Genomic DNA, 21,709 nt, shown 5'->3' on the forward strand with positions numbered 1-21,709 from the left:
CCCTCTAGGCTACCGTCCGGTCAATGACCAGGCGTCTTCGCCGCCGTCGTCCTCGTCATCGGAGTTTTCCGCCCCGTCGTAGTAATCCGTGGCCTGCTTGCGGTTTTCGAGATCGGCGGCGACCAGATCCTCCGCATAGCCTCCGACGGCGATGTTCGCGTTCGCGTTGTCGCTCAGGGCGGCCGTGTGCGCATCGGGGCTGGCGGGAGCCTCCTGGCCCTTCATGGCGGCCAGCACGGGAGCAAGGTCGTCCGGCTTGACCAGGACGTCGCGGGCCTTGGAACCTTCGGACGGGCCTACGACCCCTCGCGATTCCAGCAGGTCCATGAGGCGGCCCGCCTTGGCGAAGCCGACGCGGAGCTTGCGCTGCAGCATCGACGTGGAGCCGAACTGCGTGGTGACCACGAGTTCCGTGGCCTGCAGCAGGACCTCGAGATCGTCTCCGATGTCGTCGTCGATCTGCTTCTTCTGCGCCTCAGGCGCGACGTCGTCCCGATAGACCGCCTTGAGTTGGCCCTTGACGTGCTCCACTACCCGGTGGATTTCGGATTCGGTGACCCAGGCGCCCTGCACACGCATGGCTTTGGACGCGCCCATGGGAAGGAAGAGCGCGTCACCTTGGCCAATGAGCTTCTCGGCGCCGGGCTGGTCCAGGACCACGCGGGAGTCGGTGACAGAGGACGTGGCGAATGCCATACGGGAAGGAACGTTGGCCTTGATCAAGCCCGTCACAACGTCCACCGAAGGACGCTGAGTGGCCAGAACCAAGTGGATGCCGGCGGCGCGGGCAAGCTGGGTGATACGGACAATCGAGTCTTCGACGTCGCGCGGGGCCACCATCATCAGGTCGGCCAGCTCGTCCACGATCACGAGCAAGTAAGGGTAGGGCTTGATGACGCGCTTGGAGTCAACCGGCGGAACCACCTTCCCTGCCCGGACGGCTTTGTTGAAGTCATCGATGTGCTTGAAGCCGTAGTTGGCAAGGTCGTCGTAGCGGGCGTCCATTTCGCGGACCACCCATTGAAGCGCCTCGGCGGCCTTCTTGGGGTTGGTGATGATCGGCGTGATCAAGTGCGGAACGCCCTCGTAGGCGGTGAGTTCCACACGCTTCGGGTCCACCATGACCATGCGGACCTCGTCCGGTGTAGCGCGCATCAGGATGGACGTAATCATGGAGTTCACGAAGGACGATTTACCGGCACCCGTGGCGCCTGCTACGAGCAAGTGCGGCATCTTCGCGAGGTTCGCGACGACGTAACCGCCCTCGACGTCCTTGCCGACCCCCATCACCATGGGGTGGTCTGTCCGCCGGGCGTTTTGGCTGCGCAGGACATCGCCGAGGGACACAGTCTCGCGGTCCGTATTGGGGATTTCGATGCCGATGGCCGACTTGCCGGGGATAGGGCTGAGGATGCGGACATCGCTCGATGCCACAGCGTAGGAGATGTTCTTGGACAAGGCCGTGACGCGCTCCACCTTGGTGCCAGGAGCAAGTTCGATCTCATAGCGGGTCACGGTAGGGCCACGGCTGAAACCGGTAACGGTGGCGTCCACGTTGAACTGCTGCATGGTGTCCGTCAGGGCGGCCACGACGGCGTCGTTCGCTTCCGTGCGTTCCTTCGGGATGGAACCGGGAGTCAGGTTGTCCGACGAAGGCAGCGTGTAGGTGACGTCGCCCGCGAGCGAAAGTTGTTCGGTGCGTTGCGGAATCGGCGTCGGGGGCGGCGGCGGGCCGACGGGCGCCGAAGGCACAATGACAGGGGGAACGACGGCGGCTGGCGCGACCATGGGGATCGCTTCGGTGGCGTTTTCCGCACCTGCCTTCGGGCTTCCAAGTCCCTGTGCGGCCTTGATCTTCTCGACGGCGATTTCGGCCTGCGTCGGGCGGCGGACCCCGGGCGGCACGGAAGGCGCGCCCTGAGCGGGAGTGGCGTCGTCGTCGACGATTGCGTGCTCGAACGCCTCATCGCCGACATAGCCTTCAAGCCCGGCGTCGTCGTCGTGATCCTTGCCGAAGAAGCGTTTGCGGCGTTTCTTCTTCGGCTCAACGGCCGCCGCGTTTTCGTAGAGGTAGCTGCGGTCGTGCGAATCGCCGTGTTGCCGATCGGCATCCACCAGGTCGACGCCCATGAGGTGCTCGTAGGCGCCGCGGATACGTCGAGGAATAGCGCCAAAAGGGGTGGCTGTGACAATCAGGAGGGAGACGAACGCCAAGGCGCCGTAGACGATGACGGGTACTGCGGCGTGGATGGCGGCAAGGGGCGACGCCGCGAGGAAGCCGAGCATTCCCCCGGCTCGCCGGAGACCGTCGAAGCCATCGGCGACAGTCGGCTGGCCCCCGACGATGTGGGCCAAACCAGTGCCGGCGAATGTCATGATCAGGAAACCGATGCCCACCCGGTTGTTGCCACGGCTGTCCCACGGCTGCCGGAAGAGCCGGAATGCGCAGACGAAAAGCATGAGCGGCAGAAGCAGGGACACCCAGCCGAAGGTCCCGTTCACGATGCCATAGACGACGTCCGGGAACCAGCCTTTGAGGCCCCACCAGGCGAAGGTTGCGATGAAGACACCGAGCGCCAGGTTGAAAAGCGCCGCGCCGTCCCGGCGGTCCGCAGGATCTAGGTCACTGACGTCGTGGCCGATCCGGCGGATGCCTGCGCCCACCACGTGGCCGATTCCCAACCAGGCACCGGCAAGCGCACGCAGGATCCAGGGCTGTTGGGGTTCGACGACGGCCGCCTGCTTGCCGCGGGCCGCCGCTGTGCTGCTCCTGCCGGACTTAGCCGGGGTCCGGCCGCTGCCCGAGCCGCCGGATTTGCTATTGGAGCTGCCTCTAGGCGCGGAGGTAGTACGAGTCGCCATATCGGCCACGCTACCCCAGTCCGGGCGGAATCCCGCGGATTTCAGGGGCGCGGAGGAACCATGTTGCCCCTGTTGAACAATCAGCGGGCCCGATGTCACCGAGACCTGGGCCGAAAACACCGGCGGCCCGGTTCGTGAGAACCGGGCCGCTCGGAGACTGGCTCCGAGGCGTCCGTGCTGGCTATGCCTCCAGAAGCTACGCCTCCAAAACCAGGGGGATGATCATGGGCCGCCTGCGAAGCTTGCGGTTGACCCACGTGCCGATCACACGACGGACCACTTGCTGGAGCTGGTGGTTGGTGTGATCTGCGTGGTGGAGCACTGCGTCTTCGAGGGCCGCGTTGATCTTGGGAATGATCTCGTCGAACACGGAATCGTCCTCGGCTACGCCCCGGGCGTGGATCTCCGGTCCCGAGACGATCTTGCCGGTGGTGCGGTTGATCACGGTGATGACGGAGATGAAGCCCTCGTCGCCGAGGATCCTGCGGTCCTTGAGGTCGGCGTCGGTAATCTCGCCAACGCTGGAGCCGTCCACGTAGACGAAGCCCACTTCCACTTGGCCCACCACATTGGCCTTGTGGTCCCTGAGGTCGATCACCGTGCCGTTGTCGCTGAGGATCACGCGGTCCGCGGGGACGCCGGACTCCTCCGCAAGGTTGCCGTTGGCGATGAGGTGCCGGGTTTCGCCGTGCACGGGCATTGCGTTCAGCGGTTTGAGGATGTTGTAGCAGTAGAGCAGTTCGCCCGCGGCCGCGTGGCCGGAGACGTGCACCTTGGCGTTGCCCTTGTGGACGACGTCGGCGCCGAGTTTGAGCAGCCCGTTGATGATCCGGTAAACGGCATTCTCGTTACCCGGGATGAGGCTCGAGGCCAGAATAACGGTATCGCCCTGGCCGACCACAACACGGTGGTCGCCATTGGCCATGCGGGACAGCGCTGCCATGGGTTCGCCTTGGGAGCCCGTGGACATTAGGACGACGCGGTGGTCCGGCAGGTTGTCGATGTTCTTGATGTCCACGAGGATTCCCGGCGGGACGTCAAGGTAGCCAAGCTTCGCCGCGATGGCCATGTTGCGCACCATCGATCGGCCCACAAAGGCGACGTTGCGGCCGTGCTTGGCGGCGGCGTCGAGAACCTGCTGGACACGGTGCACGTGCGAGGAGAAGGACGCAACGATGATGCGCTTCTTCGCCTGGCCGAACAATCGGTCCAGGGTAGGACCGATTTCCTTCTCGGCCGTGGTGAAGCCGGGCACATCCGCGTTGGTGGAGTCGGCCATGAACAGGTCCACTCCTTCTTCGCCCAAACGGCCGAAGTGGCGCAGGTCCGTAATGCGGCCATCCAAGGGCAGCTGGTCCATCTTGAAGTCGCCCGTGTGCAGCACGTTGCCGCCGGCGGTTCGGATGAAGACAGCCAAGGCGTCCGGAATCGAGTGATTGACCGCAACAAATTCACATTCGAAGGGACCGAACTGCTCCACCTGTCCTTCGGTGACAGTGAGCGTGTAGGGCTTGATCCGGTGTTCCTGGAGCTTGGCCTCAACGAGGGCAAGCGTCAGCTGGGAACCGACCAGCGGCAGGTCCGGGCGCAGGCGCAGGAGGTACGGCACAGCGCCGATGTGGTCTTCGTGGCCGTGCGTCAGGACGATGGCAACGACGTCGTCGAGCCTGTCCTCGATGTACGAGAAATCGGGCAGGATCAAGTCAACACCCGGCTGTGTCTCTTCGGGGAAGAGCACACCGCAGTCGACCACCAGCAGCTTGCCGTTGATTTCAAAAACGGCCATGTTGCGGCCGATCTCCCCCAGCCCGCCAAGGGGCACAATCCGGAGTGTTCCCTGCGGAAGTTTGGGCGGGGTGACAAGTCCGGGAAGGGCGGTTTGGGTCATAATGCGCTACTTTCCGGCGGAATCCTTCTAGACAGTGAAGTCCATTCCAGCTTCCGCCAAGTCCTCGCGGATGGTTGCGATCTCGGCGGCGTCCGGCTCCACGAGGGGCAAACGGACAACCGAGTTGGGCAGGACTCCCTGCCATTTAAGAATTTGTTTGGCGGCGACAGCGCCTTGGACCCGGGTCATGGTTGCACGCACCACGGGCTCCAGTTCGAAGTTGATCTTACGGGCCGTGCCGAGGTCGTTCGCGTTGATCGCGTCGACGAGCTCACGGAAGCGCCGGGTGACGACGTGCGTAGTGACGCCTACAAGGCCCACTGCGCCCAGGGCCATCCACTGGAGGGTCAGGCCATCGTCCCCTGAATAGAAAAGGAGGTCGGTTTCAGCCATGACACGCGTTGCAGCCGCGAAATCGGCTTTGGCATCCTTGACCGCAACAATGTTGGGGTGGGCGGCAAGACCGATCATGGTCTCCGGCGCGATCTGAATGGAAGAACGCCCGGGAATGTCGTACAGCATGACCGGCAACTCGGTGGCCGACGCAATGGTCTCGAAATGGGCCCGGACGCCGGCCTGGCTCGGCTTGTTGTAGTACGGCGTGACGATCAAGAGACCGTCGACGCCGAGCTTCGCGGCTTCCTGGGAGAGGTGCACCGAGTGCGCGGTGTCATTGGTTCCGGTTCCCGCGATGATTGCGGCGCGACCGCCTACGGCTTCCTTCACGGCGCGGAACATGCCGAGGTTTTCCGCATCCGTGAGGGTGGACGTCTCTCCGGTTGTCCCGGTGACAACCAGGCCATCGCAGCCGTCGTCGACGAGTTTGACTGCCAATTCCGCTGCCTGCTTGTAATCGACTTCGCCGTCCTTGGTGAACGGGGTGACCATGGCGGTCAGAAGGGTACCGAGAGCAGGAACGTTCACACGAGAGTCAGACATATGAAAAACGTTACCCTGTCATCTACAGGATAGGAGAATGACGGCGTCGTGATTGTCGTCAAATTCAGCGAAATGGGAGCAAGGCCTCAGGCTGAAGCGTCGCGATGCCTATTGCCGAACCACTGACGTTGAGCTGGGTGAGGGCGCGGCCGTCCGGCCCCCAGGCGCCGCTGAGTCCGCACGAATCTCCGATGGACGTGGAACCGCCCATGTTGGCGAGGATGCCGAACATCCGATGATCCATGGACCTCGCGCCGAGATGGAGACCCAACCGGTGCTCTTCGCCTTGGACATAGACGGCCGAAACAGCATAGACGTCCGCTCCCGCCTCAGCCGCTGCGGATGCATGGGACGGAACTGCGGCGTCGAAACAAATGGCCAGGGCAATCCTCCACCCGTCGAGTTCGAGGAGGGCCGGACCACTTCCTGGCACGAACAGCTCCCGCTCGACTCCGTGCAGGTGGGTCTTGAACGCGGGCGCCGCGTCTCCGGCGGGCCGGATGACCAGGGAAGCCAGGCGCGGCGTTCCGTCGCCTTCCCGGAATGCAGCACCGACAACCACCGTAATGCCGGTCCGCGTGGCGATGTCACGGATGTCCTCAAGTCGTGGATCCCCCGGAGTCACCCAGGCGTCCTCATCGGCGAACAGTTTCAGGTCATAGCCCGTCAGGGACAATTCGGGAAAGACGACAAGTCGGACGCCGTGCGAATGGGCATCCTCGATAAGGCGGACGTGTTCCGGCACATTGGCGGGCACACCGCCGTCGTGGGCTTCGTACTGAATGGCGGCAACAGTCAGGGCAGCAGTCACCTAGCCATCCTAGACTGGCCCGCTTAGGCAGGACCGCTTTGGCGACCGCCACCCGTGGTCCTCGCCGGACTGCCTTGATTCCGGCCCGTGGGAGCGTCCGGCAGCCGCGACGCCTCCGGCGAGCAATACTGGGCAACGGCCGATTCGCGCAAGCGGTCCGCCCACGCACCCAGCCGTTGGGCTGCCCGCACGTAGTCGAACAATTCAACAGGGGTCAACGATTCGAGGTCAGTCTCCGCAAGCCTCCTGGCCAGCTCGGCTCCCGGCTGTTGTTCGCCCAGGACGGTTCCCTCGCGCCGCCACTGCACGTCTTCCGGCGACTCCCCCGCGACGAGTTGGCGGAAGAGGAAGTCGACGACGCCCGGACTCATCGCCTTCATGGGCCCATCCAGGCCGTGGGGGTACGAGTTCTGCCGCTTCGAAGGATCGTTCATGCAGCCATGGTATTCGAACATATATTCGAATACAAGACAATCCATTCAGGCGGACCGCGGCTACTTGGCCCCTTCCGCGGTGGGCTGGGCGCGGAACAGGCGTACGGCGTCGCGCATGGATTCCCTGGCACGCTTGCGGTCACCGGCGGCATCGTACGCGCAGCTGAGGCGGAACCAAGAGCGCCAGTCCTCGGGCGCTGCCTCGGCCTCCACGCGGTACTTCTCGAACTCTGCGTCCGCAGCCGCACGGACAATGCGTCCTCCAGGCGTACGCGGCAGGTTGTCCACCGGCAGCCCGCCCTCGGCTTCGAGCACCTTGGCCATCTTCTCGGTGCGGGCGCCAAACACCAGTTCCCGGATCAAAGCCCACGCCCCGATGATGGGAAGCACCAGATAGGCCGCGCCGATTCCCTTAGCTACCAGGTTCTGGTCGCTGAGCAGCAGGATCGAACGCTGGAAGGTGACCACCAAGTAGAGCACCAGCAGCAGCGTGACGGCACCCACCCAGATCTTGGTGCGGTTCTTCTTGAACGTGTTCCAAAGCGAGCCCATGCGCCTACAGCCCCAAGTCCAGGTATCCGTCCAGGCCGACTGTCAGCCCGGGGTGGGCTGCGACATTTCGAAGTCCCAGCAGCACACCGGGCATGAAGGACGCCCGGTCGAAGGAATCGTGGCGGATGGTCAGTTGCTCCCCCGGACCGCCGAGGAGCACTTCCTGGTGCGCCACCAGCCCGCGCAGGCGGACGCTGTGGACGCGGATACCGTCAACGTCGCAACCGCGCGCGCCGTCAAGGGCGGTGTCTGTGGCGTCCGGGCTGGCCGGGACTCCGGCTTCTTCGCGGGCCGCCGCAATGAGCTGGGCCGTGCGGACGGCAGTGCCCGAAGGCGCGTCCACCTTGTTGGGATGGTGAAGTTCGACGATTTCGACTGATTCGAAATACTTGGAGGCTTTGGCGGCGAACGCCGAGGCCAGGACTGAGCCGAGCGCGAAGTTGGGTGCGATCAGGACGCCCGAGCCAGGGTTCGCGGCCAGCAACTCGCGCAAGGCTGCAAGCCGAGCGGCGTCCCAGCCAGTGGTGCCGACCACGGCGTACATACCGTGTTCGACGGCGAAACGGACGTTCGCTTCGGTGCTGTCCGGAACCGTGAGGTCCACAACATACTTGGCGCCGGCGTCGAGCAGGGCATCGAGGGAGTCGCCGCGGCCGAGCGCCGCGACGAGCTTCATGTCGGCGGCTGCCTCCACCGCCCTGACGGCTTCTATACCCATGCGCCCGTGGGCGCCCAGCACGGCAACAGCAAGTTGTTCGGTCATGACCTTAACCCTACCGGTTGGTGGCTGCCCCAACGTGGGGTCGCCGGAACTGTGCTGGTTCGCCCGAACGCTCCGGCGAACCGGCACCGTTCCGGCGATTTCGACGGCAAGCGAGCTACTCCCCCGCGCCGACCCACTCCACCGTGCCGTCGCTGAAGAACTGTTCCTTCCAGATGGGCACTTGCGCCTTGATCCTGTCCACCAGTTCCGAGCACACCGCGAAGGCTTGTCCGCGGTGTGCAGCGGCCACGGCACAGACGAGTGCGGGATCGCCGATCTCCAGCATGCCGATCCGATGGGCCGCCCAAATACGGACAGGTTGGGCAGCCTCTCCCGAGTGCTCTGCTACGAGCTGCGCCACGACGTCGGACATGACCTGATGCGCCGTGGGGTGGGCACTGTAGCTGAGTCGGTCCACGGGCTTGCCGCCGTCGTGGTTGCGGACCACGCCACTGAAGCTCACCACCGCCCCTGCCGTGTCCGATTCGACCGCCGCGATGGCTTGGTCCACGGAAATCGGCTCGGCGCTGAGGACTGCGCTAATGACTTCGAAGTCGGTTTCAGTGGCCATGACTTCCCTCCAGTTGATCGCATAGGTGGGCGATGACAGGGTCCAGGACGGCGAGCCCGTCCATCACGCCTTTCGGCGAACCCGGAAGATTCACAATGAACGTCTTGCCTGCAGTGCCGGCGTGGCCCCGGCTCAGCATGGCCATGGGGGTTTTGGCAGCTCCGGCGCGGCGGATGCCTTCCATGAGGCCCGGTATTTCGCGATCCAACAAAGGCAGCGTGACCTCCGGCGTGCGGTCATCGGGGCTCAGCCCCGTCCCACCGCTGGTAATCACGACGGCGGGTTCCTGCGTCAGGAGCGCACGGATGGCGGCACCGACGGGCTCGCCATCCGGCACAACCATGACGGGGAAGGTCTCGTAGCCGTGTTCGGCCAGCCAGTCCAGGATCACGGGACCGGTTTCGTCTTGGTACATTCCGGCCGCGGCACGGGTGGACGCAATAACGACGCCGGCTCTCCTCGCACCGCGGTGGGGTTCGCAGCCGCTCATGCCTTCCCGCCTTCGACGCGTGCATTCGATACGGGGCCAAGGTCCCAGTCCCCGCTCTTCCCGCCGCTCTTGGCGAGCACCTGGATGCCGCTAATGACGGCGTGCTTGTCAACGGCCTTGATCATGTCGTAGACGCTGAGCGCGGCAACGGATGCCGCGGTCAACGCCTCCATCTCCACGCCGGTGACACCTTTGGTCTTGACCGTCGCCAACACCATTACCGTGTGCGGACCGAGTTCGAAGTCCACTGTGACCTTGGAAATCGGCAGCTGGTGGCATAGCGGGATCAGTTCGGGCGTCTTCTTTGCCGCCATGATGCCGGCAACGCGCGCCACTGCCAGGGCGTCCCCTTTGGGAAGCTCACCGGCGCCGAGCAGGGCGAGTACTTCGGAGGTGGTGTGGACGGTGGCGGTAGCGGTAGCCTCGCGCGTGGTCACGGCCTTCCCGGAGACATCGACCATCTGGGCCGTTCCATCCTGGCGCAAATGCGTCAGGGCGCCAACGCCATCCTGGCGTAGGTCGGTGGGGCCGCCGACGATGCCGGCGGAGTCTGAAGTGTCATTCACAACATCCATACTTCCACTTCCGCGCCGGCGTCGAGTTCCGTGACGTCCGCAGGAACCTGGACCAGCGCGTTCGAGTTGGCGAGCGCATGGATGAGGTGGGAACCGGCGCCGCCCTCGAGGCGGACCTTTCCACCCGGAAGCAGGGTTCCGCGGCGGACCTGGTGCTTACCCGCTGGCGATGTCAATGACTCCGTGAGGCGCGCTTGCAGGCTTGGCCGCAACGCCGGGTTTCCCACGACGACGGCGAGCGCCGGGCGAAGGAACATTTCGAAGGACACAAGGCAGCTCACCGGGTTGCCGGGGAATCCCAGGAAGGGCACGCCGTCGAACATTCCGATCCCTTGGGGTCCGCCGGGTTGCATGGCCACGGACACGAACTCGACCGTTTGGCCATCCATGGCCTGCCTCACCACTTCATAGGCGCCCTTGCTGACTCCCCCGGTGGTCACGATGAGATCGATCGCCCCGAGGTGACGATGCAGTAGGCCTTGGAGGGCAGCAGGATCGTCTCCGCTGATTCCCGTCCGCGTGACCCGGAGGCCTGATTGCACCATGGCGGCTTCCAGCAGGGTTCCGTTGGAATCGTAAATCTTGCCTTCCGGGAGGGGCGTGCCGGGTTCCACGACTTCATCGCCCGTAGTCACCAGCAGCACGTGTACCGGCTTGCGGACCTCGACGGCGGTCATCCCCAAGGCGGCGAGCAAACCCAATTGCCCAGGGCCAAGGACAGTTCCGGCCCGCAAGGCAACGGTCCCCTCGGCGATGTCGCTTCCGGCGTCGCGGACGAACGTTCCCGGCTCGGTTGCCGGAAGACGGACGGTTGCTGCTACCCCGGTCGCGGGGAAGACATCGGGCACTGCCCGTTCGATAGGCACGACGGCGTCCGCACCCTCCGGCATCATGGCGCCGGTCATGATGGGGGCCGTGGTGCCGGGCACGAGTCGCGCCGGTGCCGCGCCGGCCGGGACGGGATCCACCACTGTCAGCTCCGCACCGGCGTCGTTCCCTGCTTCCGCCGCGAGGTCCGCTGAGCGGACGGCAAAACCGTCCATTTGGGAGTTGGCGAACGGCGGCAGGCTGAGCGGAGCCAGGACGTCGACGGCGAGCACGCGTCCGAGCGCGCCCATCAAGGGCAGCCCTTCGGTGCTTCCTTGGCGCGCAAGGCCGGACAGCAGCTCCTTGACGGCTTCGCGGTGGGCTGCGACGGATCTGGCCACGGTGTTCCTCCCGATTGTTTCGCTCAGACCTACACAGCCTAGTGTCAGTTGGCGGTGACCCGGATGGTGTGGAATCCCGTGGCGCCGTCCGGAGCCACGGGAGTACGGGGCTCAGGCTGGGGCGTGCCGGTAGCATCGGTGGCACGGACCTGGACCTCATGGTCTCCAACACTCAATTGAAGGCCCAGTTGCCACTGGTACCACGTGTCCGTGGAGATTCCTGGAGCGAGCTTGGCTTCCTGCCAGTTGCCCCGATCGACTCGTAGCTCCACCTTGGAGACGCCGCGGTGTTGAGCCCAGGCGACCCCGCCGAACTGGACCGTTCCTGCTTTGACCGAGCGGCCGTCCCGGGGCACATCGATGCGGGACTGCGTCTTGATGGGTCCATGGTCGCTCCAGCCGCGCGGCGTCCAATAGCCTTGGTCGTCAGCGAAGCGGGTGACTTTCAGCTCCGTCAGCCATTTGGTGGCAGAAACATATCCATAGAGGCCCGGGACGATCATCCGGACGGGGAAGCCATGTTCCAGCGGCAAGGGTTCGCCGTTCATACCGACGGCGAGGATGGCGTCGCGATTGTCGGTAAGCGCTTCGAGGGGGGTTCCTGCAGTCCAGCCGTCGGTACTGCGGGACAGCACCATGTCCGCGCCCGGCTTGGGCCCGGCCATGGCCAGGAGTTCGCGGACCGGCCAGCCCAGCCAAAGGGCGTTACCGATCAGGTCTCCACCGACCTCGTTGGATACACAGGCGATGGTCACGTGGCGCTCGATCATCGGTTTGCTCAGCAGTGTGGCGAAATCCAACTGGACTTCGCGTTCCACCAAGCCTGTCACCTTGAGGACCCACTCAGGCGGATTCACTGCTGGTGGGATCAGTGCGGTGTCAATCCGGTAGAAGTCAGCGTTCGGGGTGACGAGCGGCTGCAGTCCCGCCAAGGTGAGCGCGGCGCCGTCGGGGACCTTCTGGGCCGGAGTCACCGGTGCTGGCAGGGCCACCGCCTGGCGGAAATCGGAAACGACCGTTCCTGCCCTTCGCACCACCGTCGTCACGATTCCTGCGACCACGGCTGCGATCGCCGTTCCGCCGAGCAATTGCACGAAGCTTCGGCGGGCCAGGGGCATATCGACCGCTTCGCGCACTGGTCGCCAGGTTTCGAGCCGCTGGATCAGGAGCCGGAGGAAAAGCATGGTGACCACGGTGGCCACGACGGGGGCGATTGCAGCTGTGGGTGCCGCTTGGGCGCGCGTCAAAACGGCAGCCAAACCAGCCGCTCCGGCGAGCAAGGCGAGCACCAGCCCCGCTCCCTTTCGCCGGTATTCCAGGAGCCCGGCGAGCGCAGCAAGAACCAGCGTCACGAGGGCGATGCTGGTGATCAGTGCGATTTTATCCGCGGTGCCGAAAAGGCTGACGGCCAGTTCCTTGGCCCAACCCGGTACGGCATCGATCACCACACCGCCAAGCGCGGTGACAGGTGAGACGGACGGGCTCAGGAAACCAGCCAACAACTCTCCGGCGGCCACCCCGAGTCCGATGGCCGCCACGCCGCAAACTGCGGACCAACGGGCCGCCGTCCTGGTACTGGGTTTCTCTGCCTTCGGAGTGGTCCTGCTCATGTCGTGCCTGCCTGTTTGGTGCTCTTTGCCGGAATGATGTCCGCCGGAGCTGTCTGTATCGGAAATGCGCTCGTGGCGGATGCCGTTGCCTGTGCGCCCGAGGGGAGGCGGAGGGTGAAACGGCAACCCTCTCCCGTGTTCACCACCGTGACGCTGCCGCCATGGGCGTTGACGATGCCCGCCACCATGCTCAGCCCCACACCGGCTCCGCTGTAGTGCGGTTGCCCTTCTTCGAACCGCATTCCTGCGCTCCTGGAGCGGTCCTTTTGCCAGCCGGTCTCGAAGACGTGGGCCAGGTCTTCGTCGTCGATGCCCCCGCAACTGTCCACGACATCGACGACGGCGTCGCTGCCTTCGCGTCCGACGCTTACCCGGACGCCGCCGTCGGGCCTGCTGTAGATGATCGCGTTGAGGACCACGTTGCGGACGGCCCTGCCCAGGCTGGGACCGTCTGCGACGGCCATGCACTCGCGGTCGCCACCGCCGTCGAGCCGGATACCACGCCGCGCGGCAAGGGGGGCAAGATCGGCAATGGCGTCGCTCACCAGGTCGTAGAGGTCCAAAGCTTCCGCGCTCAGGCGTAACGTTCCCGCCTGGATTTTGGACAGTTCCAAGAGGTCGTTGACCATCACCGCCATCTGGTCCGTCTGGCCGATAATCTTGCGATAGTACGCGGGGACGTCGGACGCCATGCCGTCTTCAAGGGCCTCGGCCATGGCCCGCATGCTAGCCAAGGGAGTCCGGAGGTCGTGCGAGATCCAGGAGACCAGTTCGCGGCGAGCGGTTTCGACCGCGGCTTCCCGCCGCCGGGATTCTTCCAGTTTGAGGCTGCTCGTTTCCAGTTCCTGGGCGAGCTGTGCCAGTTCGGAGTTCATGGCCGGTGCGGTTCGCCGCGAAGCCGTTTGAGGCAGAACCGAACCGTCGAGGGCTTCGCCACTGCCGAGGCGCCGCGTCGCGGCCACGAGCCGGATGGCGTTGCGGGATACCCCGGCGCCGAGGACCAGCGAAATGGCAATGGCAACGGCTGAGGCCACCGCGAGGATGTACCACATGACTTCAAGGTCCAGGGCGGAAATGAACATAGCGTTGAAGGCGCTCACCATCCCCGCGACGAGGACGCCAACTGTGGCCACCACAACGAGGCAAATCTGCACCAGGATCGACGCACCGCGCAGGAACCTCAGCAACGCAAGGGTCAAGGCGCCGATGAGAACCGCCCACAGGAGCATCCAACCCAGGATGGTGAACATTTCAGTTGCCTGCATGTCCACTTTCCTTCGCGTCAAAGCGGTATCCGACTCCCCAGACAGTCTTGAGCAGCACCGGAGTTGTGGGGTTGTCTTCGATCTTTTCGCGCAAGCGGCGGACATGCACCGTCACCGTGGACAAATCACCGAAGTCCCAGCCCCACACTGCCTTAATGAGTTCCTCACGGCTGAAAACCTGGTTGGGCCGGCGGAGCAGGAAGGCCAGCAAATCGAATTCGCGCACCGTCAACGTCAGCGGCTTGCCGTCGTGCAGGACTGTGCGCGAGGCCGGATCCAATGCGAAGCCGGCGAGTTCCACGGGCGGCTCGGGGCTGAATTCCCGGATGCTTCGGCGCAACACGGATTTCACCCGGAGAACCAGTTCACGCGGTGAAAAAGGCTTCGTGACGTAGTCGTCCGCTCCGGTTTCCAGCCCCAGGATGCGGTCGTCTTCCGTGCCGAGGGCGGTGACCATGATGATGGGAACGCTCATGGCCAGGCGCAACCTGCGGCACACCTCCACCCCGTCGAGTCCGGGCAGCATCCGGTCCAGGATGACGAGATCGGGCCGCCTGGCGGCCGCGACGCTCAAGGCTGTGAAGCCGTCGCCCGCGAGATCGACCTGGAAGCCTGCCTGGACCAGATAGTCCCGGACGACGTCGGCGATGGTCTGTTCGTCTTCGACCAGGAGGATGCGGCGATTGCCAGGTTCGGCAGCGTGCGGCGCGGGCTGCATGTTCACACCTTCAGCATAGATTCGCAGGGGCCCCGTGGTGCGTGTTCCGGCCGTCCGCGGGCCAACTGTACGTATTCCGTAAGAACTCCTTCGTATGGCAAGCGGCCGGACGTGACCAGTGGGCGATATCACGCTTGGGCCCTGTCTGGCGTAGCCTGAATCCATGAGTGTTCAGCTAGGCATGCCGTTGCCCGCCGCGGGCGACGGGACGGGAAGCAGCGTGTCTGCGCCCCCGCCGCGCCCTGCGGGAACTCCCGTAGGCCTGTTCGACCGTTATGGACGGCAGGCCACCGATATGCGTTTGTCCCTGACTGACAAATGCAACCTCCGGTGCACGTACTGCATGCCGGCCGAAGGGCTCGAATGGTTGTCCAAACAGGCCGTCATGACAGCCGCCGAGATTGTCCGCCTAGTCCGAATCGGCGTCGATCAACTCGGGGTCCGCGAACTGCGCCTCACCGGCGGCGAGCCCTTGGTGCGTGCCGACCTCGTGGACATCATCTCGGCCCTCCGCAAGGCGCACCCTGATCTGCCCATCTCCATGACCACCAACGGCGTCGGCTTGGATAAGAAGGCGGCCTCGCTCAAGGAAGCCGGGCTCACACGCATCAATGTCTCCCTCGATTCCCTGCACGAAGAGACGTTCGCCAAGCTGACCCGGCGGCCCTTCCTCGACAAGGTGCTGGCCGGCGTCGATGCCGCCTCGGCTGCGGGTTTGGGACCGGTCAAGCTGAATGCCGTCCTCATGCGGGGAATCAACGACACCGAATCTCCCGATCTCCTGGCCTGGGCTTTGGACCGCAGCTATGAACTGCGCTTCATCGAGCAAATGCCGCTGGACGCCGATCATGGTTGGACACGGCGGAACATGATCACGGCAGCGGAGATCCGCGAACTGCTTTCCCGCGACTTCGTGCTGAGCCCGGACCCGCGCGAGCGCGACGGCGCACCGGCGGAACGATTCGAAGTACGACGCCGGGACCCGGCATCTGCGGAAGCCAACGGACCCGTTCTGGGCACCGTCGGTATTATCGCCTCGGTCACCGAGCCGTTCTGTTCCGATTGCCGGCGCACAAGGATCACCGCCGAGGGCAAGATCATGAGTTGCCTGTTCTCCCGCGAGGAATTCGATCTGTTGGGACTACTTCGTTCCGGAGCGGACGACGAGGAACTCGCCCAACGCTGGCAGGACGCCATGTGGATCAAGCCCAAGGCGCACGGCATGGACCACACGGGCCTGGGCGCGCCAGACTTCGTCCAGCCGGAGCGGAGCATGAGCGCAATTGGAGGCTGAAACTGTGCTTGTACGTTACTTCGCTGCCGCACGCGCCGCGGCAGGCGTCGAAGAGGAGAACCACAGCCTTCCGGAAGGAACCAGCTTGGAAGGGCTCATCGCCGCCCTGCTCGCTGTCGAACGTCCGGAACCTCCAGCGGGCACGCCCACCTTGGCCCGGATCATTTCGCGCAGCAGCTTCCTGCGCAACGAGGTAGCCGTCCGCGACCGTTCAGCCGCTCTTGGTGCGGACGACGTCGTCGACGTCCTTCCGCCGTTTGCCGGCGGCTGAGCCGGCCACGGCCAAAGGGTGGTTCCCCGGGTTGAAGGAGCCTACGCTGTGCCTATCCGCGCAACAGCAAAGGAACAGCCATGTTCACCCTCCAGATCGAACACGCTGTGAACGATTTCGCCGCATGGAAGCGGTCATTCGACTCGGATCCTGCCGATCGTGCTGGCTCCGGCGTTGTTTCTTACCGGGTCTGCCGGCCTGTGAACGATTCGCAGCGAGTCTTGATCGAGCTTGATTTCGCCGAGCGGGACCACGCTGAATCAATGCTGAACACCTTGCGGACGAGGGTATGGAGTGGACCTGGACGGCCGGCCTCGCTCGACGGCATGCCGGACGCCCGGATCGTGGAATCCGTGGAGGCCAGGACGCTCTGACTGTTGCGCCCTTTGGGGGCGGACCTTAGACTCGCCGGCAGACGGAGATCATGAACGGGCTAAATGTCGTGGCATCCCCGAGCCTCAGTTCCGCCATGTGCGTCAGCACTCCGCCATCTACCTTGAAAGTGTGTCTCGCGGTCCCACGGGGGCTACGCCGTTCTAGCCTCAGCGTGCCGTCCTGCCAGTGACCCCGGGCCGGAGCTTCCGGTGGCCGGCCCATGCTGTCCACGTAATACCACAAGGTGTCCCCGTGGTCCGGGTCAACGGTAAAGACCCCGTGCCCCTCGAAGTGCGTACCGTCAGGCTCGATGTGGCGGTAGCTCTGCACCAACGCGTAACCTCCCGCCGCACGTGAGAAGGTCACCTCGGCGTCGGCCGTCCGGGCCGGTCCCCACGGCGACGCGGCGAGCTCAGTGCTCCCCCGCCAATGCCCCAGGAACGCCTCCAGCGCAGTGTTTGCATGACTCTTCAATGGCTCGTTCATGGCGACTCCTGCGCAAGACGATGGATACGTCACCATCATGTTCCCGATCGAGCAGGCACGTCCACCCTCCCCCACCGAGCATGCCCCCTGCTCCAAGCAAGGGATGGACATATCAGGGTTATGTCCACTCCTTGGCCCGGGAGCTGGGCATGTCCATTGGGAGCGTCCAGCGCGCACCACCGAGCATGCCCCCTTCTCCAAGCAAGGAATGGACATATCAGGGTTATGTCCACCCCTTGGCCCGGGAGCTGGGCATGTCCATTGGGAGGGGTGGTGCTTAGAGGCCGAACGTCTCCGTCTCGTCGAAGGGGCCGACGACGGTCACGGTGCGTGGGGCTGCGGCGAGTACGACGGCGAGCTCCTGCACTTGCTCGGCGGTGACGGCCTTGATGCGGCGAAGCGTCTCGTCGATGTCCTGGAATTCGCCGGAGACGAGTTCGGCGCGGCCAAGGCGGGACATCCGGGACCCGGTGTCTTCAAGGGCCAGGACGATTCCTCCGCACAATTGACCCACGGCCTTGCGCAGTTCCTCGTCCGTGATTCCGTCAGAAGCGAGCTTGTCCAGTTCGGCGCCCAAAAGTTCCAGAACCTGCTTGACCTTCGACGGCGTACAGCCGGCGTACATGCCGAAGTAGCCTGCGTCCGCGTACGCGGAGGCAAAGGAATAGGTGGAGTACACGAGTCCGCGTTTTTCACGGATCTCCTGGAAGAGCCGCGAGGACATCCCGCCACCTAGGACCGCGTTCAGGACGCTCATGACAAAGCGGCGGTCATCGGTGGCAACGATCGAAGGGCAGCCCATGATGATGTTGGCCTGCTCCACCGGGCGCTTGACCACGTGGAGTCCAGCCGTTCCGGTAATATCGGCGCGCGCGGTGGAACGGCGGTCAACCGGGGCCGCGCCGTCTTTCAATTCCCAACCGGCTGTCCGCAAGGCGTCGAGCACCAGGCGGCAAACCACGTCGTGATCCAAACCACCGGCGGCGGTGATGACGATTTCATCAGGCCGGTAGTAGCGCCGGTAGTGCTCCCACACCGAATCGCGGGACACAGCCTTGATGGCAGCCGGGGTGCCGCCGATCGGGCGTCCCAGCGGGTGAATGCCGAGTACGGCAGCAACGAATTTTTCGTGAGCCACATCGGTGGGATCATCGCTGTCCATGGCGATTTCCTCGAGGATCACATCGCGTTCCTGTTCGAGTTCCGCCGGATCCAGCACGGCGCCGGTAATCATGTCGGCGATGACATCGATGGCCATGGGAAGGTCGGTATCCAGGACCCGCGCAAAGTAGCATGTGCTTTCCTTGGCCGTGGCCGCGTTCGATTCACCACCCACCTCGTCGAAAGCGGAGGCGATCTCAAGGGCTGTACGCCGCCTGGTCCCCTTGAACAAGAGATGCTCCAGGAAGTGAGTGGAGCCGTGTTGGCCCTCTGCCTCGTCCCGCGAACCGACCCCCACCCAGAATCCGATGGTTGCCGAGCGTTGCCCAGGCATGGCCTCGGTGAGCACGCGAACACCCCCTGGAAGCACCGAACGCCGGACAACAGAGCCACCTTCGGCACCATGGATCAGTTCGCCACCGGGCACGGTCTGCGCCAGAGGGAGGGGTACGACAGTCATCAAGACCTTTCAGTTCTACGGGAAATCACGGGTGCCAAATCTGGCTGCAATCGTACCAGCGGGTACATCGCCCTTGGGGCGGGAATTCGTCGTTAAAGCGGGCAGGACCGGTGGACATGTCCACCGGTCCTGCCGCGTGCCGTGCCGGTTCAGGCTACTCTGCGGAGACTTCAGCCTCTTCGGCCGGAGCTTCCTCAGAGGCGGCGCCTTCTTCCTCGGCCACAACCGGGGAGAGGGAGAGCTTGCCGCGGTCGTCGATCTTGGTGATCTCAACCTGGATCTTCTGGCCTACGGAGACGACGTCGTCGACGTTGTCCACGCGCTTGCCGCTGGCCAGCTTGCGCAGCTCGGAGATGTGCAGCAGACCGTCCTTGCCCGGGGTCAAGGAAACGAACGCGCCAAAGGTGGTGGTCTTGACGACCGTGCCCAGGTAACGCTCACCGATTTCCGGGATCTGCGGGTTGGCGATGGCGTTGATCGCGGCGCGGGCTGCTTCGGCAGACGGACCGTTGGTGGCGCCGATGTAGACCGTGCCGTCGTCCTCGATGGAGATGTCGGCGCCGGTGTCTTCCTGGATCTGGTTGATCATCTTGCCCTTGGGGCCGATGACCTCGCCGATCTTGTCAACGGGGATGTTGACGGCGATCACGCGCGGGGCAAACTCGGAAAGCTCGTCCGGCGTGTCGATGGCGGCGTTGATGACATCAAGGATGTGCAGGCGTGCTTCGCGCGCCTGCTTCAGGGCTGCCGCCAGGACCGATGCCGGGATGCCGTCGAGCTTGGTGTCCAGTTGGATGGCCGTGACGAACTCGGAGGTACCGGCAACCTTGAAGTCCATGTCACCGAAAGCGTCTTCGGCGCCGAGGATGTCGGTCAGGGCTGCGTAGCGGGTCTGGCCGTCAACCTGGTCGGAAACCAGGCCCATGGCGATACCGGCAACAGCGGCCTTCAGCGGCACACCAGCGTTGAGCAGGGACAGCGTGGAGGCGCAGACGGAACCCATCGACGTCGAACCGTTGGATCCGAGGGCCTCGGAAACCTGGCGGATGGCGTACGGGAATTCCTCGCGGGACGGCAGAACCGGAACCAGGGCGCGCTCCGCGAGTGCACCGTGGCCGATTTCGCGGCGCTTCGGGGAGCCCACGCGGCCGGTCTCGCCGGTGGAGTACGGCGGGAAGTTGTAGTTGTGCATGTAGCGCTTGCGCGTGACGGGAGACAGCGAGTCAATCTGCTGCTCCATCTTGAGCATGTTCAGCGTGGTGACACCCATGATCTGGGTTTCGCCGCGCTCGAAGATGGCGGAACCGTGAACGCGCGGCAGGACCTCTACCTCGGCGGTCAGTTGGCGGATGTCCGTCAAGCCACGGCCATCGATGCGGATCTGGTCCTTGAGGATGCGCTGGCGCACAACCTGCTTGGTCAGGGAGCGGAAGGCTGCGGAAAGCTCCTTCTCGCGGCCCTCGAACTGGCCCGCGAGCGAGCCAAGGACTTCGTCCTTGAGTTCGTCGGAGGCGTTGTCGCGGTCCTGCTTGTCGGCGATCTGGAAGACCGCGGCAAGCTTCTCGGCGGCTTCAGCTTCAACAGCCGCGTAGACATCGTCCTGGTAGTCCAGGAAGACCGGGAACTCAACCGTGGGCTTCGCGGCGCGGGCGGCCAGGTCTGCCTGGGCCTCGCACAGCGCCTTGATGAACGGCTTGGCGGCTTCGAGACCCTCGGAAACAACTTCTTCCGTGGGAGCGGTGGCGCCCTGTTCCTTGATGAGGTTCCAGGAGTTGTCCGTGGCTTCGGCTTCAACCATCATGATGGCGACGTCGTCGCCGGCGATCCGGCCGGCAACAACCATGTTGAAGACGGCGTTCTCGAGCTGGGAGTGCTTCGGGAAAGCAACCCATTCGGTGCCCTGTTCGTCGGCGATGAGGGCAACGCGGACGCCACCGATCGGGCCGGAAAACGGGAGCCCGGAGAGCTGGGTGGACATGGACGAGGCGTTGATGGCCACGACGTCGTAGAGCTCGTCCGGGTTGATCGCCAAGACAGTGACGACGATCTGGACCTCGTTGCGCAAGCCCTTGACGAAAGCGGGGCGCAGGGGGCGGTCCATGAGGCGGCAAGCCAGGATGGCTTCGGTGGACGGGCGGCCTTCACGGCGGAAGAACGAACCCGGGATGCGGCCGGCGGCATACATGCGCTCTTCGACGTCCACGGTCAGCGGGAAGAAGTCGAAGCCTTCACGCGGGGACTTGCCTGCGGTGGTTGCGGACAGCAGGGCGGTGTCTTCGTCGATGTAGACCATCGCTGCGCCAGCTGCCTGCTTGGCAAGGCGGCCGGTTTCGAAGCGGATAACACGCTTGCCGAAGCGGCCGTTGTCGATGATGGCTTCTGAGAACTGGATTTCGGGACCCTCCATTGAGAGTCACCTCCGTTTCTTGTTTAGCGGAAGTCCTCCCGCATCGACCCAGGCCAGCGTCTTTTCCTGGCCTGTACGACACCCGGTCATCGATCGAGACCCACGGGCTGCGCCTTCATCACAGAAGGCTGCTCCCGGGGATCACTACCGAGGACCGCGAATGCGCGATGCGGTTGAACTCCTGATAAGTGTTGGATTTAGTTATGGAGAAAAGGCGGCCCGGTCCACGGAGGATCGGGCCGCCCGAAGTCAAACTAGCGGCGCAGGCCGAGGCGCTCGATGAGCGCACGGTAGCGGGCAATGTCAGTCTTCTTGAGGTAGCCCAGCATGCGCTTGCGACGACCAACCATGGCCAGCAGACCGCGCTGGGTGTGGAAGTCGTGCTTGTGCTCCTTCATGTGCTCAGTCAGATCTTTGATCCGCTGAGTCAGGACAGCAATCTGGACCTCCGGCGAACCGGTGTCGCCCTTGGACGTTGCGTATGCCTCGATGATGGACTGCTTAACAGCGGCTTCAAGTGCCACGTGAACTCCTAGAGTTGTGCCGTGCGTCCCGATTCAGCGCCTCGC

General features: G+C 64.4%; 21 protein-coding genes. 3 read left to right on the forward strand and 18 right to left on the reverse strand.

Going from position 1 to position 21,709, the window contains the following annotated elements:
• Nucleotides 1–9: 9 nt before the first annotated feature.
• From HNP00_RS03025 to HNP00_RS03090, 14 genes are all read right to left on the reverse strand, one after another.
• The gene (locus HNP00_RS03025) at nt 10–2,862 is read right to left on the reverse strand and encodes a DNA translocase FtsK (RefSeq protein WP_184735795.1); all 2,853 of its coding nucleotides are present in this window, start codon (nt 2,860–2,862) and stop codon (nt 10–12) included.
• Nucleotides 2,863–3,058: 196 nt separating this feature from the next.
• Entirely contained in the window at nt 3,059–4,750 is a 1,692-nt protein-coding gene (locus HNP00_RS03030) for a ribonuclease J (protein WP_184735798.1), read from the reverse strand.
• Between the two features lie 27 nt (nt 4,751–4,777).
• Nucleotides 4,778–5,689, reverse strand: a complete 912-nt coding sequence (gene dapA / locus HNP00_RS03035; RefSeq protein ID WP_184735800.1) for a 4-hydroxy-tetrahydrodipicolinate synthase — start codon at nt 5,687–5,689, stop codon at nt 4,778–4,780.
• A gap of 64 nt (nt 5,690–5,753) precedes the next feature.
• Nucleotides 5,754–6,500, reverse strand: a complete 747-nt coding sequence (locus tag HNP00_RS03040; RefSeq protein ID WP_184735802.1) for a carbon-nitrogen hydrolase family protein — start codon at nt 6,498–6,500, stop codon at nt 5,754–5,756.
• 23 nt (nt 6,501–6,523) lie between these two features.
• The gene (locus tag HNP00_RS03045; protein ID WP_260404740.1) at nt 6,524–6,934 is read right to left on the reverse strand and encodes a hypothetical protein; all 411 of its coding nucleotides are present in this window, start codon (nt 6,932–6,934) and stop codon (nt 6,524–6,526) included.
• Between the two features lie 60 nt (nt 6,935–6,994).
• On the reverse strand, nt 6,995–7,486 hold the full coding sequence (locus HNP00_RS03050) for a hypothetical protein (RefSeq protein ID WP_184735804.1): 492 nt from the start codon (nt 7,484–7,486) through the stop codon (nt 6,995–6,997).
• Between the two features lie 4 nt (nt 7,487–7,490).
• Nucleotides 7,491–8,249, reverse strand: a complete 759-nt coding sequence (dapB, locus tag HNP00_RS03055; RefSeq protein WP_184735806.1) for a 4-hydroxy-tetrahydrodipicolinate reductase — start codon at nt 8,247–8,249, stop codon at nt 7,491–7,493.
• A 115-nt stretch (nt 8,250–8,364) separates the two neighbouring features.
• Nucleotides 8,365–8,820, reverse strand: a complete 456-nt coding sequence (locus HNP00_RS03060; protein ID WP_184735808.1) for a molybdenum cofactor biosynthesis protein MoaE — start codon at nt 8,818–8,820, stop codon at nt 8,365–8,367.
• Nucleotides 8,810–9,310, reverse strand: coding sequence for a MogA/MoaB family molybdenum cofactor biosynthesis protein (locus tag HNP00_RS03065; RefSeq protein WP_184735810.1), 501 nt, complete (start codon nt 9,308–9,310; stop codon nt 8,810–8,812). Before HNP00_RS03065 ends, HNP00_RS03060 begins: the two co-directional genes overlap by 11 nt.
• Nucleotides 9,307–9,885, reverse strand: coding sequence for a cyclic pyranopterin monophosphate synthase MoaC (moaC, locus tag HNP00_RS03070; protein WP_260404741.1), 579 nt, complete (start codon nt 9,883–9,885; stop codon nt 9,307–9,309). Before moaC ends, HNP00_RS03065 begins: the two co-directional genes overlap by 4 nt.
• Nucleotides 9,873–11,093: a gephyrin-like molybdotransferase Glp gene (gene glp / locus HNP00_RS03075; protein WP_184735813.1), complete on the reverse strand. Its 1,221-nt coding sequence runs from the start codon at nt 11,091–11,093 to the stop codon at nt 9,873–9,875. The genes moaC and glp overlap by 13 nt, the downstream gene beginning before the upstream one ends.
• 44 nt (nt 11,094–11,137) lie before the next feature.
• A complete protein-coding gene (locus HNP00_RS03080) occupies nt 11,138–12,703 on the reverse strand; it encodes a molybdopterin-dependent oxidoreductase (RefSeq protein ID WP_184735815.1) in 1,566 nt (521 codons plus the stop codon).
• Nucleotides 12,700–13,968, reverse strand: coding sequence for a cell wall metabolism sensor histidine kinase WalK (locus HNP00_RS03085; RefSeq protein ID WP_184735817.1), 1,269 nt, complete (start codon nt 13,966–13,968; stop codon nt 12,700–12,702). The genes HNP00_RS03080 and HNP00_RS03085 overlap by 4 nt, the downstream gene beginning before the upstream one ends.
• Nucleotides 13,955–14,686 carry a response regulator transcription factor gene (locus HNP00_RS03090; RefSeq protein WP_184736687.1) on the reverse strand — a complete coding sequence of 244 codons (732 nt, stop codon included), beginning with the start codon at nt 14,684–14,686 and terminating at the stop codon, nt 13,955–13,957. The genes HNP00_RS03085 and HNP00_RS03090 overlap by 14 nt, the downstream gene beginning before the upstream one ends.
• 163 nt (nt 14,687–14,849) lie before the next feature.
• Between HNP00_RS03090 and moaA the strand changes: the two genes are divergently transcribed.
• The 3 genes from moaA (at nt 14,850) to HNP00_RS03105 (ending at nt 16,625) form a co-directional block, all read left to right on the forward strand.
• Nucleotides 14,850–15,980, forward strand: coding sequence for a GTP 3',8-cyclase MoaA (moaA, locus tag HNP00_RS03095; RefSeq protein WP_184735819.1), 1,131 nt, complete (start codon nt 14,850–14,852; stop codon nt 15,978–15,980).
• A gap of 4 nt (nt 15,981–15,984) precedes the next feature.
• On the forward strand, nt 15,985–16,251 hold the full coding sequence (locus HNP00_RS03100) for a MoaD/ThiS family protein (protein ID WP_184735822.1): 267 nt from the start codon (nt 15,985–15,987) through the stop codon (nt 16,249–16,251).
• An 80-nt stretch (nt 16,252–16,331) separates the two neighbouring features.
• Nucleotides 16,332–16,625 (forward strand): hypothetical protein, encoded by a 294-nt coding sequence (locus tag HNP00_RS03105; protein ID WP_184735824.1) that lies wholly within the window; start codon nt 16,332–16,334, stop codon nt 16,623–16,625.
• Nucleotides 16,626–16,650: 25 nt separating this feature from the next.
• On the opposite strand, the gene HNP00_RS03110 is transcribed toward HNP00_RS03105, so the two are convergent.
• The 4 genes from HNP00_RS03110 to rpsO all read right to left on the reverse strand — a co-directional run bounded on the left by HNP00_RS03110 (nt 16,651) and on the right by rpsO (nt 21,664).
• Entirely contained in the window at nt 16,651–17,112 is a 462-nt protein-coding gene (locus HNP00_RS03110; RefSeq protein WP_184735826.1) for a DUF1579 family protein, read from the reverse strand.
• Nucleotides 17,113–17,389: 277 nt separating this feature from the next.
• Nucleotides 17,390–18,733, reverse strand: coding sequence for a pitrilysin family protein (locus HNP00_RS03115; protein ID WP_184735828.1), 1,344 nt, complete (start codon nt 18,731–18,733; stop codon nt 17,390–17,392).
• A 154-nt stretch (nt 18,734–18,887) separates the two neighbouring features.
• Nucleotides 18,888–21,140, reverse strand: coding sequence for a polyribonucleotide nucleotidyltransferase (locus HNP00_RS03120; protein ID WP_184735830.1), 2,253 nt, complete (start codon nt 21,138–21,140; stop codon nt 18,888–18,890).
• A gap of 254 nt (nt 21,141–21,394) precedes the next feature.
• Nucleotides 21,395–21,664, reverse strand: a complete 270-nt coding sequence (rpsO, locus tag HNP00_RS03125) for a 30S ribosomal protein S15 (protein ID WP_028266602.1) — start codon at nt 21,662–21,664, stop codon at nt 21,395–21,397.
• Nucleotides 21,665–21,709: the final 45 nt, after the last annotated feature.

This window comes from Arthrobacter sp. AZCC_0090 (assembly GCF_014207375.1).
Lineage (GTDB): Bacteria > Actinomycetota > Actinomycetes > Actinomycetales > Micrococcaceae > Arthrobacter.

Bases quoted from the DNA above. Each gene is read 5' to 3' on its own strand.
- HNP00_RS03120 (WP_184735830.1), bottom strand. From the start codon at position 21,140: ATGGAGGGTCCCGAAATCCAGTTCTCAGAAGCCATCATCGACAACGGC.
- HNP00_RS03065 (WP_184735810.1), bottom strand. From the start codon at position 9,310: ATGAGCGGCTGCGAACCCCACCGCGGTGCGAGGAGAGCCGGCGTCGTT.
- dapA (WP_184735800.1), bottom strand. From the start codon at position 5,689: ATGTCTGACTCTCGTGTGAACGTTCCTGCTCTCGGTACCCTTCTGACC.
- HNP00_RS03080 (WP_184735815.1), bottom strand. From the start codon at position 12,703: ATGAGCAGGACCACTCCGAAGGCAGAGAAACCCAGTACCAGGACGGCG.
- HNP00_RS03110 (WP_184735826.1), bottom strand. From the start codon at position 17,112: ATGAACGAGCCATTGAAGAGTCATGCAAACACTGCGCTGGAGGCGTTC.
- HNP00_RS03085 (WP_184735817.1), bottom strand. From the start codon at position 13,968: ATGCAGGCAACTGAAATGTTCACCATCCTGGGTTGGATGCTCCTGTGG.
- HNP00_RS03050 (WP_184735804.1), bottom strand. From the start codon at position 7,486: ATGGGCTCGCTTTGGAACACGTTCAAGAAGAACCGCACCAAGATCTGG.
- HNP00_RS03105 (WP_184735824.1), top strand. From the start codon at position 16,332: ATGTTCACCCTCCAGATCGAACACGCTGTGAACGATTTCGCCGCATGG.
- HNP00_RS03060 (WP_184735808.1), bottom strand. From the start codon at position 8,820: ATGGCCACTGAAACCGACTTCGAAGTCATTAGCGCAGTCCTCAGCGCC.
- dapB (WP_184735806.1), bottom strand. From the start codon at position 8,249: ATGACCGAACAACTTGCTGTTGCCGTGCTGGGCGCCCACGGGCGCATG.
- HNP00_RS03025 (WP_184735795.1), bottom strand. From the start codon at position 2,862: ATGGCGACTCGTACTACCTCCGCGCCTAGAGGCAGCTCCAATAGCAAA.
- HNP00_RS03115 (WP_184735828.1), bottom strand. From the start codon at position 18,733: ATGACTGTCGTACCCCTCCCTCTGGCGCAGACCGTGCCCGGTGGCGAA.
- HNP00_RS03030 (WP_184735798.1), bottom strand. From the start codon at position 4,750: ATGACCCAAACCGCCCTTCCCGGACTTGTCACCCCGCCCAAACTTCCG.
- HNP00_RS03045 (WP_260404740.1), bottom strand. From the start codon at position 6,934: ATGAACGATCCTTCGAAGCGGCAGAACTCGTACCCCCACGGCCTGGAT.
- moaA (WP_184735819.1), top strand. From the start codon at position 14,850: ATGAGTGTTCAGCTAGGCATGCCGTTGCCCGCCGCGGGCGACGGGACG.
- moaC (WP_260404741.1), bottom strand. From the start codon at position 9,885: ATGGATGTTGTGAATGACACTTCAGACTCCGCCGGCATCGTCGGCGGC.
- HNP00_RS03090 (WP_184736687.1), bottom strand. From the start codon at position 14,686: ATGCAGCCCGCGCCGCACGCTGCCGAACCTGGCAATCGCCGCATCCTC.